This window comes from Oxalobacter aliiformigenes, assembly GCF_027116575.1.
Taxonomy (GTDB): Bacteria; Pseudomonadota; Gammaproteobacteria; order Burkholderiales; family Burkholderiaceae_D; genus Oxalobacter; species Oxalobacter aliiformigenes.
On record NZ_CP098252.1, the window covers coordinates 1,791,702 to 1,805,751 of the forward strand.

Annotated in this window: 10 protein-coding genes; 4 read left to right on the forward strand and 6 right to left on the reverse strand. The window is 50.8% G+C overall.

Annotated elements, in window-relative coordinates:
* Window positions 1-10 precede the first annotated feature (10 nt).
* The 3 genes from purE to NB647_RS08320 form a co-directional block, all read right to left on the reverse strand.
* On the reverse strand, window positions 11-520 hold the full coding sequence (gene purE, locus NB647_RS08310) for a 5-(carboxyamino)imidazole ribonucleotide mutase (RefSeq protein WP_269282934.1): 510 nt from the start codon (window positions 518-520) through the stop codon (window positions 11-13).
* Between the two features lie 98 nt (window positions 521-618).
* Window positions 619-1,683 (reverse strand): class II fructose-bisphosphate aldolase, encoded by a 1,065-nt coding sequence (gene fba, locus NB647_RS08315; RefSeq protein ID WP_269264147.1) that lies wholly within the window; start codon window positions 1,681-1,683, stop codon window positions 619-621.
* Between the two features lie 20 nt (window positions 1,684-1,703).
* Entirely contained in the window at window positions 1,704-2,906 is a 1,203-nt protein-coding gene (locus tag NB647_RS08320; RefSeq protein WP_269282936.1) for a phosphoglycerate kinase, read from the reverse strand.
* Between the two features lie 199 nt (window positions 2,907-3,105).
* Between NB647_RS08320 and NB647_RS08325 the strand changes: the two genes are divergently transcribed.
* Complete coding sequence (locus NB647_RS08325) at window positions 3,106-4,029, forward strand: branched-chain amino acid transaminase (protein WP_269264149.1); 924 nt, start codon at window positions 3,106-3,108, stop codon at window positions 4,027-4,029.
* A gap of 66 nt (window positions 4,030-4,095) precedes the next feature.
* Here the strand turns inward: NB647_RS08325 and NB647_RS08330 are convergent, their stop codons facing one another.
* A complete protein-coding gene (locus tag NB647_RS08330; protein WP_269282937.1) occupies window positions 4,096-5,259 on the reverse strand; it encodes an aminotransferase-like domain-containing protein in 1,164 nt (387 codons plus the stop codon).
* Window positions 5,260-5,539: 280 nt separating this feature from the next.
* Window positions 5,540-7,891 (reverse strand): phosphoethanolamine--lipid A transferase, encoded by a 2,352-nt coding sequence (locus NB647_RS08335; protein ID WP_269282938.1) that lies wholly within the window; start codon window positions 7,889-7,891, stop codon window positions 5,540-5,542.
* 210 nt (window positions 7,892-8,101) lie between these two features.
* On the opposite strand from NB647_RS08335, the gene NB647_RS08340 reads away from it, so the two are divergent.
* The 3 genes from NB647_RS08340 (at window position 8,102) to htpG (ending at window position 12,330) form a co-directional block, all read left to right on the forward strand.
* Window positions 8,102-8,773, forward strand: coding sequence for a response regulator transcription factor (locus NB647_RS08340; protein WP_269282939.1), 672 nt, complete (start codon window positions 8,102-8,104; stop codon window positions 8,771-8,773).
* A 4-nt stretch (window positions 8,774-8,777) separates the two neighbouring features.
* On the forward strand, window positions 8,778-10,091 hold the full coding sequence (locus NB647_RS08345; RefSeq protein ID WP_269282941.1) for a sensor histidine kinase: 1,314 nt from the start codon (window positions 8,778-8,780) through the stop codon (window positions 10,089-10,091).
* A gap of 316 nt (window positions 10,092-10,407) precedes the next feature.
* Window positions 10,408-12,330 (forward strand): molecular chaperone HtpG, encoded by a 1,923-nt coding sequence (gene htpG / locus NB647_RS08350; protein WP_269264154.1) that lies wholly within the window; start codon window positions 10,408-10,410, stop codon window positions 12,328-12,330.
* Window positions 12,331-12,687: 357 nt separating this feature from the next.
* On the opposite strand, the gene NB647_RS08355 is transcribed toward htpG, so the two are convergent.
* Window positions 12,688-14,049 carry an ammonium transporter gene (locus NB647_RS08355; protein ID WP_269264155.1) on the reverse strand — a complete coding sequence of 454 codons (1,362 nt, stop codon included), beginning with the start codon at window positions 14,047-14,049 and terminating at the stop codon, window positions 12,688-12,690.
* Window position 14,050: the final 1 nt, after the last annotated feature.

Consider the following 14,050-nt stretch of genomic DNA (forward strand, 5'->3'; position numbering starts at 1 on the left):
AACACTCCCGTTAATCCAGTTCCGGCAAGGTTGCCTTGCGGACTTTCTCCGATTGTTTTACACGGAATTCGATCAGTTTTTTCTTCAGATCATCGTTATTTATCGCCAGCATGGAAATAGCTGCCAGAGCGGCATTGGCGGCTCCCGCTTCACCGATAGCCAGTGTGGAAACCGGTATCCCTCTCGGCATTTGAACCGTCGCCAGCAATGAATCCAGCCCCTTCATATATTTGGAAGGAATCGGTACGCCGAACGTCGGCAGAATGGTATGTGAAGCGACCACACCGGCAAGATGGGCCGCACCGCCTGCTCCCGCAATGAAAGCCTTGCATCCACGCTTTTCCATTCCCGAGATCCATTCCCCCAGCTCATCAGGTGTACGATGGGCCGACAGGGCGCGGGCATCGAATGAAATGCCGAAATCCCGACATACCTTTGCCGCTTCTTTCATTACATCCCAGTCGGAAGTGGATCCCATCACAATCCCGATCAGTTTTTCATCATTCTTGTTTTCTGCCATTTTTTGCTCAATCATCAAACACAACCATCAAAACAGCACAGGTGCGACCGCTTCCGGCCGCACCTGCATATTGTGCAACTTTTTTTGAAAAAACGATATTATTTCACGATTTGGGCGAGTTCGCCTTTTTTATATCTTTCGGCCATCTTTTCCAGTGGAACCGGCTTGATTTTCGATGCCTGTCCCGCACTGCCAAACGCGATATAACGTGACATGCACATCTTTTTCGCCTCTTCCTTTGCCGCTTTCAAATACTCGCGAGGATCGAAACGGGAAGGATTTTGTGCCAGATAACGGCGAATGGCGGCAGTCATCGCAAGACGGATATCCGTATCGATATTGATCTTCCTTACACCGAACTTGATACTTTCCTGCAATTCCTCAACCGGAACGCCATACGTTTCACGGATATCACCGCCGAACTCACGAATGATCGCCAGCAATTCCTGCGGAACCGAGGAAGAACCGTGCATGACGAGATGCGTGTTGGGAAGCCGGGCATGAATTTCTTTCAGACGGTCAATCGCCAGAATATCTCCCGTCGGCTTGCGAGTGAACTTGTAGGCGCCATGAGAAGTTCCGATAGCAATCGCCAGAGCATCGCACTGGGTTTCCCTGACGAAATCGACGGCCTGATCCGGATTGGTCAAAAGCTGCTCCCGTGTCATGGTTCCTTCCGCACCGATACCGTCTTCCTTGTCGGCTTTCATCGTTTCAAGCGATCCCAGAACACCCAGTTCCGCTTCCACCGTGATACCTACCGCATGCGAAAACCTGACCACTTCTTTCGTTACATCCAGATTGTATTCATAAGTGGCCGCCGTTTTTCCATCCGGCATAAGAGAACCATCCATCATGACAGAACTGAAACCGGAACGGATGGCCGTCATGCAAACCGCCGGAGACTGGCCATGATCCTGATGCATGACAACGGGAATCTCCGGATACGCCTCGACTGCCGCCTCGATCAAATGACGGAGAAAAGGCTCTCCCGCATAGCGTCTCGCACCGGCAGAGGCCTGCATAATCACTGGTGAATCCACCTCTGAAGCCGCTTCCATAATGGCCTGAACCTGTTCCAGATTGTTGACGTTGAACGCAGGCAACCCATAACCGTTTTCAGCGGCATGATCCAGCAATTGTCGCATGGATACAATTGACATCTGTTTCTCCTTGAATGTGTTTAACTGGCCCGTTGCATCAGAATTTCAACTGCGGGCAATGTTTTTCCTTCCAGAAATTCGAGGAAAGCCCCTCCTCCGGTGGAGATATAACCGATCTTGTCGGCAATACCATATTTCGCGATAGCGGCCAGCGTATCCCCTCCTCCGGCAAGAGAATAGGCACCGGAATCGGCAATCGCTTCCGCTACCGTTTTCGTTCCTCCGCCGAACTGGTCGAATTCAAAAACACCGACCGGCCCGTTCCAGACTATTGTGCCTGCCTTCGAAATCAGGCCGGCATAATTCTTCGCTGTTTCCGGACCGATATCCAGAATCATGTCATCCGGTTCGACATCGGCTACTTTCTTGACCGCAGCCGGTGCACTGGCCGCGAATTCCTTCGCACAGACGACATCAACCGGCAGGGGAACCGATGCTTTCCTGTCCGCCATCAGCGTCATAATGGATCTGGCCTCACCGACAAGATCCTCTTCAATGAGCGAACGTCCGACGGGATAACCGGCAGCCAGCAGAAACGTATTGGCAATACCGCCTCCGACAATCAGGTTATCCACCTTGTCCGCAAGCTTTCTTAAAACTTCCAGTTTTCCCGATACCTTGGCCCCCCCGACAATCGCCATCATGGGACGATCGGGATTGCCCATCGCTCTTGACAAGGCATCGAGTTCTGCCGCCAGCAAGGGGCCGGCACAGGCAACCGGAGCGAATTTCGCCATGCCATACGTCGTCGCTTCCGCACGGTGCGCCGTTCCGAACGCATCGTTGACATATACATCGCACAAGGCTGCCATTTTTCTGGCCAGTTCATCGCTGTTTTTCTTTTCCCCCACATTGAAGCGGGCATTCTCCAGCAAAACGACCTGACCGGGTTTCACATCGACACCATCGATCCAGTCCCGTCTGAGTTCGACAGGCTGCCCCAATAACTCAGCCATACGCTTTGCAACTGGCGCAAGGGATTCTTGTGGATCAAAGACACCTTCTTTCGGCCGGCCGAGATGGGATGTCACCATCACAGCCGCCCCACCTTTTATGGCATCGGAAATAGCCGGGATCGATGCACGGATACGGGTATCTTCCGTAATATTGCCGCTGGCATCACGTGGAACATTCAAATCGGAACGGATAAAAACGCGTTTTCCCTGAAGCTCGCCTTTATCCGCCAGGTCTGTCAAACGTTTGTATGAAGAATCGGATTGCATGGCAGTGTTGTCATTGAGTATGAAAAAATAATATTATTTTACCGTACGCCGTCCATGAAAAGCCATTTTGAGCTCTATCGATTTTCCCGGCCCATCACCAAAAAAGTCACACTGCCATTGTCTGAAATTCACAAATTGATTGTTCCGGACAGTTATTCGATTAAAATGAAATTTTTGACTGGAATTCAGGAGAAATCTCATGTCACCGATGGACGACCGTGATGGAAAAATCTGGCAGGACGGAAAACTGATCGACTGGCGCAGTGCAAAAATCCATGTATTGACACACTCTTTGCATTACGGCATGTCGGTATTCGAAGGGGTGCGGGCCTACAAAACGGAAAAGGGAACAGCCATTTTCCGTCTTTTCGAACATACGAAAAGACTTCTGAATTCCGCCAAGATCTTCCAGATGAATGTTCCGTATGACATGGATACACTCATGAAAGCCCAGAAACAGGTCATTCGAGAAAACCATCTGGAATCCGGTTACATCCGCCCCATCATCTGGGTCGGCTCGGAAGCGCTCGGCGTATCGGCAAAAAACAATACCATCCATACGGCCATTGCCGCATGGCCATGGGGTGCCTATCTGGGAGAAGACGGTATCAGCAAAGGCATCCGGGTCAAGATATCCTCCTTCAGCCGTCATCACGTCAATGTATCGCTGGTCCGTGCCAAGGCATCCGGCTATTACATCAATTCCATCCTGGCCAACCAGGAAGCGACGACCTGCGGTTACGATGAAGCGCTGCTGCTCGACACGGAAGGATTCGTTTCCGAAGGTTCCGGCGAAAATGTATTCATCGTCAAGAACGGCAAACTCTATACTCCCGATCTGGCCAGCTGTCTGGACGGCATCACCCGCGATTCGGTCATTACACTGGCAAATGATCTGGGTATCGAAGTTATCCAGAAACGTATTACACGTGACGAAGTCTACTGTGCCGACGAAGCCTTTTTCAGCGGAACGGCAGCTGAAATCACACCGATCCGCGAAGTGGACAACCGCCAGATCGGCATCGGTTCACGCGGACCGGTCACAGAAAAAATACAGTCTCTCTTTTTCGATGTGGTTTCAGGCAAGGCACCCAAATATGCGCACTGGCTCAGTCAGGTCTGAAGCCGCAACCCGGACAAAAAACGCGAACGGCCAGTTCGCGTTTTTTGTCTGATAACTCCCCGCACCTTAGAGAATACTGCCCAGCCGCCTGATCCCTTCGGCAATGATTTCCGGAGTGGCATTGGTATAATTCAGACGCAAGGTATTGACGTTTCTTTTCGAAACATAGAAAGGATCGCCGGGGACAAACGCCACTTTCTGTTCCATGGCTTTGGGAAACAACTCAAGAGCCGACTGTCCCTCAGGCAACGTCGCCCAGATAAACATGCCTCCTTCCGGTCTCGTATAGGAAACCGTTTCCGGAAAGTATCTGTTCATGGCATCCAGCATGGAATCTGCCTGTGTTCTGTAAAGCTCCACGATCTTTCTGACATGCTCCTCATACGGATTGCTCATCAGATATTCGTGGATGGCATACTGGGTGAAAATATTGGTATGAAGATCGCTTCCCTGTTTTGCCGTCACCAGATAACGCATCAACTGCGCATTTCGGGTGATCAAAAATCCCAGCCGCATCCCCGGCGTGACGGTCTTGGAAAAAGAACCGAGCAAAATGCTGTTTTCCAGATACCCTGCACCGATATAAGAAAGCGATTCTCCCCTGAAACGCAATTCTCCATAAGGATCGTCTTCGATAAGGGCGATATCGTATTTCGAGACCAGTTCCCGAATCGCCTTTCTCTTTTCCATCGAATATGTCAGTCCGGTCGGATTCTGGAAATTGGGAACCGTATAAATCAGTTTGACCGGATTGTTTTTCAGGACTTCTTCCAGTTTTTCAAGGCTCAAACCGTCTTCTTCCAGTGTCACTGACAAAAAATCCGGCTCACACAATGAAAATGCCTGAATCGCCCCCAGATAACCCGGCTCTTCCATCAGGACCTTGTCCCCCTTGTTCAGAAGAACCTTGCCGATCAGCTCCAGTGCCTGCTGGGACCCGTTGGTAATCAGAATATCCTCCGGTTTGACATCCAGACCGAATTTCTTCCGATACTTTTCAGCAATCAGCTCACGAAGCGGAAGATAGCCTTCCGTTGTGGCATATTGAAACAGTTTGCTGCCATTTTTCCGAATAGCTTCATCAATTGCGTTTTTCAACGCATCGATCGGAAACGAAACCGGATTGGGCAAACCGCCGGCAAAAGATATGATATCCGGCGCATCAAGCACTTTCAGGATGTCACGAATGAAAGAAGAAGGCGTATTGAGAATTCTGTCTGAGTACTTCATGGGGCGTAATGAATGAAATTGTTTTCTTAGATTATAGCTCTGTAAAACAGCCATTGAAACGTATGGACAACAGACTGGCCGTTCTCATATCGGCAAACGGGCATTTCCGTTATGACTGAAAACCGCTGACGCCATGCCGGGACAGGCTCGCTGTTCCTGCCCGGTGAATTTCCGTCAATACCCATTCAATCTCACACATGTTTCTTCTTATGCGACATTTTCCAGTCACCCTGGTTGCCTTTCACATCATGATTTTTTCGTTTCATGATTCCGGACCGGATCATTCATTCCTGCTTTTCAATCCTGACGAAACACGCGTCCCGGCCACCTTCAGCGCCAGATCCGGATTGCGGCACGCACGAGTGAAATCCAGTTTTCCCTCATAAGTGGACGACTTGACATCCAGAATTCCCATCAGACTGGAATAAAGCATGTCATGGCTGGCCGAACGGCTGGCAACCTCCCGCATACAGGCATCGTCCAGTCCCAGACGTTCCCTGTAACCGGCCGACAGCCACAGAAACATCGGAACTCTGGTCTGTTCTATCGGAGCAATCACCAAAGGAGCGCCATGCAGAAAAAGATTGTTTTCTCCAAGCGATTCACCGTGATCGCTGACATACAGCAATGCCGTATCCAGATCATGCATTCCGGCCAGCCAGTCGATCAGACCGGATAAAACATAATCGGTATAAAGGATGGCATTGTCGTAGGCATTGACGATTTCTTCTCTCGAGCAGTTTTGCAACTTATCATCCCTGCATGCCGGCTTGAATACCTCGAAATCGCGTGGATAGCGGCGGAAATAGCCGGGACCGTGATTGCCGAGCTGATGCAGGAAAAGCACCGTCCCGCCATGTGGATTCAGAATAGCGTGCGTATCGAGACCGGCAAGAAGCGCTCCGTCAAAACAATGTCCGTTTTTGCAAAGTTTACCAGCCATATCCCGGTTAATCTTCAGCTCGGTCACCCCATCGCATACTCCCTTGCATCCGGACTGGTTATCCTGCCAGAAAACCCTGAGCCCCGCTCTTTGCAAAACCGGCAGCAGACTTTCTTCCTCCAAAATCCGTTTCCGGTCATAATTCGCCCTTCCCACACGACTGAACATACAAGGCAGCGATACATCTGTACTGGTTCCGCAGGAAACCGTTTCCCTGAAAGCATAAACGTTTCTTTTCGACAGTCCGGGAGTGGTATTGCGTTCATAACCGGCCAGTCCCCAGTTTGCCAGCCGTGCCGTTTCTCCCACGACAACCACCGTCAGCGATCCGCGGGGCTGGCGCCAGGTCGGACCCAGTTCAGGACGATCGTCGATAACCGTACGGGCGCGCGCTTCCCCTGCCCTGGCATCGGCCAGCATGGCTTTGACAGTGGCACTGACGACATTCAAAGGCGTAATCATATGACGGACAACCGGCTCGCCACGAACCAGCGAGGCAAGTCCCTGAAAAGAAGCGAAAAGAACCATTCCTCCCAGAGAAAGACTCAGAACACTCAAACCGGCAGCCCATTGCAACCGCTTCATGAATTTTTGAGGGACAACCGGACTTTGGATGATAATGAAAAGCAAGGGCAATGCGCTGAAAAGCACTTCCACGCACATGGAAAAGTTCAGCAGTTCGCCGGCTTCCGCGATATCGGTTGCAAAAACATTATTGATCATATTCGAATTGACCACGACCCCATAATGCAGTGAGAAATAATTCACTGTTGCAGCGGTCAGTGTCAGGACAACCAGTACAGCTTTCAGAACTTTCGGAAAAACAACCAGATTCAGGACGGTAAAAAATCCCAGTCCCAGCAACATAAATACACCGGTTGCCTGAACAAGAATGTCCAGCGTCCCCAGCCCGCGCTGGGACAGAATCTGTCCGAAAAGGGCACGATTGAAGAAAATCAGCCAGTAAACCACCGTAACCGCCACCAGCATGGCCTGATGCCGTGGAAGCGGTAACGGTTTCGCCCCCAGAATCCTTCCCAGTGAAAGACGATACAAAACGGCACAGAGAGACCAGTCCATAACCAGTGTCGCCAGACTTTGCGAAAGGAACTGTTCACCTCTCGCCATTTCCGTCAGGGTATATAACACGCCGGAAAACAGGACGACGGACAGAACCAGCCGTGCCAGCCGTGGATACGTATCCCGGAAAACGAAATACAGGGCAAACAGACAGAAAACCGTTCCGGCATGGCTATCGGGAAAACATCGGCCGATTCCGGAAAGAACACCCCCATAAACCGTCAGATCGGAGGGACCGTACCCCGGAGAAAAATACCGGCACAGACCGACAACAAAAATACAGGCCGAGACGGTACCCGCCAGATAAAGCAGATGATTTCGCCAGACATACGACTTGCCGGCATCGCCCTGCCACAGGGAAACAGCATAAAAGACCAGTGCAATGGATACAGCCATCAAAGGAATCAGCCATCCACCCCATTCGGGAACAGCATTCAGAAAAGACAGATGATTTCCGACCCAGCGCTCCCTTCCCTGATAAAAGGCTCCGGCGACAAACTGGTCAAGATCCGGAAATCCGGAAAAAACAATATAAGCCAGAAACCATAATGGCCCGACGATAAGTAAACTGTCGTAAAATTCGGTCGATTCGTATACTATTTTTCGCATCAGCCATCGTGAAAACGAATTGCCTGTACAGGATTTTTCCGGTATCTGATGCAAGTTGTCATTTTCTGCCACGTCCACTTCCCCGAATCATCAAACGTCGATATGCGTACTATGGGGTAACGTCGTGAAACAGCCCGTAAATGGATCGTGAAAAATGACTAACGGCTGTTAAAAACAGATCAACAAACAGATACCCCACGGGGACGCAATATGGCAAAAATTCTCATCATCGAAGACAATCAGGACATTCGCTACAATCTGGTGGACTTTCTGGAAGCGAAAGGACACCAGACCGACAATACGGACGATGGCCTGAAAGCTCTGGCGCTTCTTACACTGCAACAGTTCGATATCATCATTCTCGACATCATGCTCCCTGGCATGGATGGCATCGGCCTGTGCAAGGAATTGCGTACACGCGGAAACGAAACACCCATATTGTTTCTGAGCGCCCGAGACTCTGTCCAGGACAGGATCGAGGGACTTTCAAACGGTGCGGACGACTATCTCGTCAAACCGTTTTCACTTGCCGAACTGGAATTGCGCATCGGCGCCATTCTGCGACGTGTCAGACGTCCAGCCTCCCATATTCTGCAAGTCGCCGACATCGCCATGAACCTGGACGAACTGACCGTTACACGTGCAGGCGTTCCCGTCCGTCTGAACCCCATGACGTTCAAGATACTCAAGATTCTGATGTTGAAGAGTCCTTCCGTCGTGACAAGAGAAGAAATGGAACACGAACTGTGGGGGGATGACCGTCCCGACAGCGACAGTCTCCGCACGCACATGCACAATCTTCGCGCAGCAATCGACACACCATTCGATAAACCCCTGATCAGAACCATATCCGGTTTTGGCTGGACATTAAGAAAAGAATAGAAAAGTGACCGGCTCCCGTACTTCCCTGTGGAAACGTTTTTTCCCCAATACCATCAAAACGCGCATAGCGGTATTCTATTCCCTGACTGTACTCGCGATCGGCATCATTTACAGCGGCTGCCTGATGTACGTCGTTTTCGAAACGGAAACGCAGTTGATGAGTTCGACGATGGACAGTATGGTCACCGGGATCGTCAATAATGATCTGGCACACGGAAAACCTCCCCGTCTGGACCAGTTCTCACGACTTTACATTGCAGAAGATCCTGTTCATGACATACCGGAACGTTTCGCGGGAATACCTGACGGTTACAGCGAATACACATCCGGAGAAGATCTGCATATTTTCGTCAAAACCATCGACAACAAAAAATACGTACTGACCCGTTCCCAGCACGAATTCGAAAAATGGGAACGGAAACTGTTTCTGAAAGGTCTGTTCATTCTGTTCGCGATCAGCCTGGTTTCTTTCGGACTCGGCTTCTGGATGGCAAAACGTTCCTTCCAGCCAATCGACCGGCTTATGAATGAGACGAGACAGCTGAATCAGGAACTCAAGGAAGGCCGGCTCGGCCCGGATTCCTTTTCGGGAATGTGGGAAAAAAACGAAATCGGGGAACTGGCAGAAAGTTTCCGTATAACCACGTCAAGACTGCGGCAGTTATTGATGGGTGAAAGACAGTTCGCCTCCGAAGTGAGCCACGAACTGCGTACCCCCCTGACCGTCATGAGTACCTCCATCGAGCTTCTGGGCAATTCCGAAAACCTGAACGATCATGAAAGGCAAATCATTTCGCGAGCCCAGCGAACGGCCTCGCGAATGAAAGAAATGATCAGCATATTCCTGAATCTGGTCCGCCAGGACTATGAGCACACCGAGAAAATTGCCGAAATCACCGAAATCGTCGAAGAAAACGAACCCGTCTGGCGACGCGAATCCGACGCCAAAGGTCTGCAACTGATCGTTGAGTTCCATGAAAACGTCTGCCGTGAGAAATTCAACGCCATACTGGTTGCATCCGTATTCAACAACCTCGTCTTCAACGCCATACGGTACACGAAGAAAGGTCACGTCAAAATTGTCGTGGGAAAAGATTCCTTCAGCGTCCTTGACACGGGAGCAGGCATTTCAGCCAAGGAAAAAGAACGTATCTTCGACAAGGGCTACCGCGGAAAACCGGAAATCACGGAAGGAATTGCCGGATACGGCCTCGGACTTTCCATCGCCTCCCGGATCTGCGATGTACTCAACTGGCGTATCACGATGGAAAGCCATGAAGGTAACGGAACGACATTCACGGTATCCTTCAACCGGTAAAACATCCTGCCCTGTTTCAGTAAACGGCAAATACCTGACGCTTCGGTTGCACCCGGCAACCGTCGCTTGTGCATGACGGTTACAGCTTTGCCACTTTCAGTCGGCGATACGGTTTCATTCACCGATCCGTTTCTGACGTGGCAAAACAGATCCGGTTCCGGTCGATCCCGGAAACCGGCCCATCATCCAGTCCGGCCGACCTGAAAAGGAAACCTTCGTAACCGATGCATTTCGCTTTATTCCTCTTGAAATATCGGGTATAACTCCTATATGGGTTACATTTATTTAACTATTGATCTCCAAGAGGGAAAAATAAATGGCTGAATCAGAAAAACAGACTATGGGTTTTCAGGCAGAAGTGAAACAGCTTTTGCAATTGATGATCCATTCGCTTTATTCCAACAAGGAAATTTTCCTGCGCGAACTGATTTCAAACGCATCGGATGCCATAGACCGGTTGCGTTATGAGGCACTGGACAAACCCGAATTGCAGGAACATGATCCGGATCTGAAAATCCGCATTTTCTTCAATCCCGAAGCACGTACCATCACCATTTCCGATAACGGGATCGGCATGAGCCGCGAAGAAGCGGTCGCCCATCTCGGTACCATTGCGAAATCCGGGACCAAGGAATTCATCTCCCGCCTGTCGAACGACCAGAAAAAAAACGACGCACTGATCGGCCAGTTCGGTGTCGGTTTTTATTCCGGTTTCATCGTCGCGGACAAAATTACGGTTGAATCCCGCCGCGCCGGTCTGGCTGCCAATGAAGCCATACGCTGGGAATCCACAGGTGAAGGCGATTTCACGATCGAAAACATCGAAAAATCCTCGCGCGGAACCGACATTACCCTGCATCTGAGAGAAGGTGAAGACGACTTCCTGACCAACTGGCGCCTGAAGGCCATCATCCGGAAATATTCCGATCACATTTCACTGCCGATCCAGATGCTGAAAGAGGAATGGGACAGTGAAGCGAAAACAATGAAAACCGGCACTGAACTGGAAACGATCAATCAGGCCAATGCATTGTGGGCACGCAGCAAGACGGATATTACAGACGAACAGTACCGCGAATTCTACAAACACATATCCCATGATTTCAACGACCCGCTGATCTGGACGCACAACAAGGTCGAAGGCCGTACCGAATACAACCAGCTGCTTTATATTCCGAAAGAAGCGCCTTTCGATCTCTGGGACAGAAACAAACGCGGGGGTATCAAGCTTTACGTCAAACGCGTTTTCATCATGGATGACGCGGAACAGCTGATGCCGGTCTATCTCCGCTTCGTTCGAGGCGTCATCGACTCCAACGATCTGCCATTGAACGTTTCCCGTGAAATCCTTCAGGAATCGCGGGATGTGAAAATGATTCGCGACGGTTCGACCCGCCGTGTTCTTTCCATGCTGGAAGAACTGGCCGGCTCCGACGATCCTGCCAAAAAGGAATTGTATGCCACCTTCTGGCAGCAGTTCGGCCAGGTTCTCAAGGAAGGCATCGGTGAAGACCCGACCAACAAGGAAAGAATCGCCAAACTGTTGCGTTTCGCCTCGACACACAACGACAGCGATATCCAGAACGTTTCACTGGATGACTATATCTCCAGAATGAAAGAAAACCAGGTCCGGATTTTCTACATCACGGCAGAAAACTATACTGCGGCGAAAAACAGTCCGCACCTTGAAATATTCCGCAAAAAAGGAATCGAGGTTCTTATCCTGACCGACCGGGTCGATGAATGGATGCTTTCGTTCCTGCAGGAATACAACGAAAAAAATCTGGTTTCCGTTGCACAGGGCAGTCTCGACCTTCTGAAACTGGCTGACGAGGAAGAAACAAAACTGAATGAGGAAAACCAGACCGAATTCAAGGATACCCTTGAAAAAATGAAGAATGTCCTGGGCGACAAAGTCAAGGATGTCAGAGTGACCGTCCGTCTGACCGAATCGCCATCCTGTCTGATTGCCGATGAAAACGACCTGTCGGGCAATCTCCAGCGCATGCTGAAAGCGGCGGGACAAAAAGTGCCGAACATGAAACCGATTCTGGAAATCAACCCGAACCATCCGCTTGTCCGGACACTGAAATACGAAGGACCTCACTTCAATGACTGGACAAACCTGTTATTCGATCAGGCCGTTCTGGCCGAGGGCGGTTCCCTGAAAGACCCGGCAGCTTTCGTCAAACTGATGAACAACATGCTGCTTGGCACACTGGAAAAGAAAAACGACTGACCGGCTCAGGAACGGAAAACCCGGCATCGAGCTCCACAAAATGGAGTTCGATGCCGTTTTTTCGATATACAGACATTATCCACTGTACGGACAGGCCGGTCGGAACAGCCCCGGCACAAACATACCGGTTTGAAACATCCCCTGTCGGGAAATTTCGTCAGGTCTGAAACTCTCCATACGGCTGTCATACCCAAATACAAAAAACGGCACCGAAAACGGAAGCATACATGCCATTCCGAAAAAACCGCACGACCAGTACGGAACCGTTTTTCCCGCCATTCACAGACAAAAGAAAAGCCCGGCATTGCCTGGCTTTTCTTTATACAATTCAACAAGATATCCCATTCTCCCCTTCTATCAGTAGTGATAGGCCGATTCGCCATGAGACGATTTATCCAGACCTTCCCTTTCCTCATCTTCCGATACCCTGAGTCCCCAGACCATACCGATCAATTTGTAGGCGATGAAGGAAACCACACCGGACCAGACAACCGTCACAATGACGCTCTTGAACTGTATCCACAGCTGGGCCAGCATGGAATATTCACCACTGCTCAACCCCGTACCTCCCAATGCCGGTGAAACCACAATACCTGTCAGGATGGCGCCAAGAATACCGCCTACACCATGAACGCCAAACGCATCGAAAGCATCGTCCACTTTCAGCATCCTTTTCAGGCCAGTCACGCCCCACAGGCAGACCGGACCGGCAATCAGCCCCATGACCAGCGATCCCATCGGGCCGGCAAAACCGGCAGCAGGCGTAATCGTGACCAGTCCGGCAACGGCACCCGATGCAGCTCCCAGCATGGAAGGTTTGCCTCGGGTAAATGTTTCGCCAATCGCCCAGGTCAGTGTCGCACCGGCGGTTGCAATGACCGTGTTGACAAAAGCCATACCGGCAAGACCGTTTGCCGCACCGGCAGAACCGGCATTGAATCCGAACCAGCCGATCCACAACAGCGAAGCGCCTACCATCGTCAACACCAGCGAATGCGGCATGAAAGCTTCCCTGCCATAACCCAGCCGTTTTCCGATCAGGTAGGCCCCGACCAGACCGGCAATCGCCGCATTGATGTGAACGACCGTACCGCCGGCGAAATCAAGCGCGCCGTCTTCACCCAGGAAACCGCCGCCCCATACGATATGGGCCATCGGAACATAGCTGAAAGTAAACCATATCGCCATAAACGCCATGACGGCACCGAATTTGATCCGTTCGGCAAAAGCACCGACAATCAATACTGCCGTAATACATGCGAAAGATCCCTGGAAAGCGGAAAAGACATACTCGGGAATGGTCGGCAATACCGTAGACATCGTATCCGGCGTAATGCCATTCATGAATACTTTGTCAACATTGCCGATAATGGCACCCTCCCCGGAAAACGCGAACGAATATCCATACAGGAACCACAAAACGGTAATCAGTGAAAACGTCATGAAAACCTGCATCAGTACGGAAAGCATGTTTTTGGTCCGGGCCAACCCGCCATAAAACAGGGCCAGTCCCGGTACGACCATCAACAGAACCAGCAGAGTCGACGTCAGCATCCATGCCGTATCCCCTGCGCTCAATGCGGAAACCGCTGATGCAGCCGCCGTTTCAGCAACGGTAACCGTCGTCTCTGCTGCGGGTGCGGCAGCATCCTGAGCAAAAGCTCCGCCAGCCAGACCGAGACCGGTTGACGCCAGTAAGATCGAAAACAAATTCTTCATG

Excerpts from the sequence above, each read along its gene's own strand:
- purE (WP_269282934.1), bottom strand. The coding sequence starts at position 520 with ATGGCAGAAAACAAGAATGATGAAAAACTGATCGGGATTGTGATGGGA.
- fba (WP_269264147.1), bottom strand. The coding sequence starts at position 1,683 with ATGTCAATTGTATCCATGCGACAATTGCTGGATCATGCCGCTGAAAAC.
- NB647_RS08320 (WP_269282936.1), bottom strand. The coding sequence starts at position 2,906 with ATGCAATCCGATTCTTCATACAAACGTTTGACAGACCTGGCGGATAAA.
- NB647_RS08325 (WP_269264149.1), top strand. The coding sequence starts at position 3,106 with ATGTCACCGATGGACGACCGTGATGGAAAAATCTGGCAGGACGGAAAA.
- NB647_RS08330 (WP_269282937.1), bottom strand. The coding sequence starts at position 5,259 with ATGAAGTACTCAGACAGAATTCTCAATACGCCTTCTTCTTTCATTCGT.
- NB647_RS08335 (WP_269282938.1), bottom strand. The coding sequence starts at position 7,891 with ATGCGAAAAATAGTATACGAATCGACCGAATTTTACGACAGTTTACTT.
- NB647_RS08340 (WP_269282939.1), top strand. The coding sequence starts at position 8,102 with ATGGCAAAAATTCTCATCATCGAAGACAATCAGGACATTCGCTACAAT.
- htpG (WP_269264154.1), top strand. The coding sequence starts at position 10,408 with ATGGCTGAATCAGAAAAACAGACTATGGGTTTTCAGGCAGAAGTGAAA.
- NB647_RS08355 (WP_269264155.1), bottom strand. The coding sequence starts at position 14,049 with ATGAAGAATTTGTTTTCGATCTTACTGGCGTCAACCGGTCTCGGTCTG.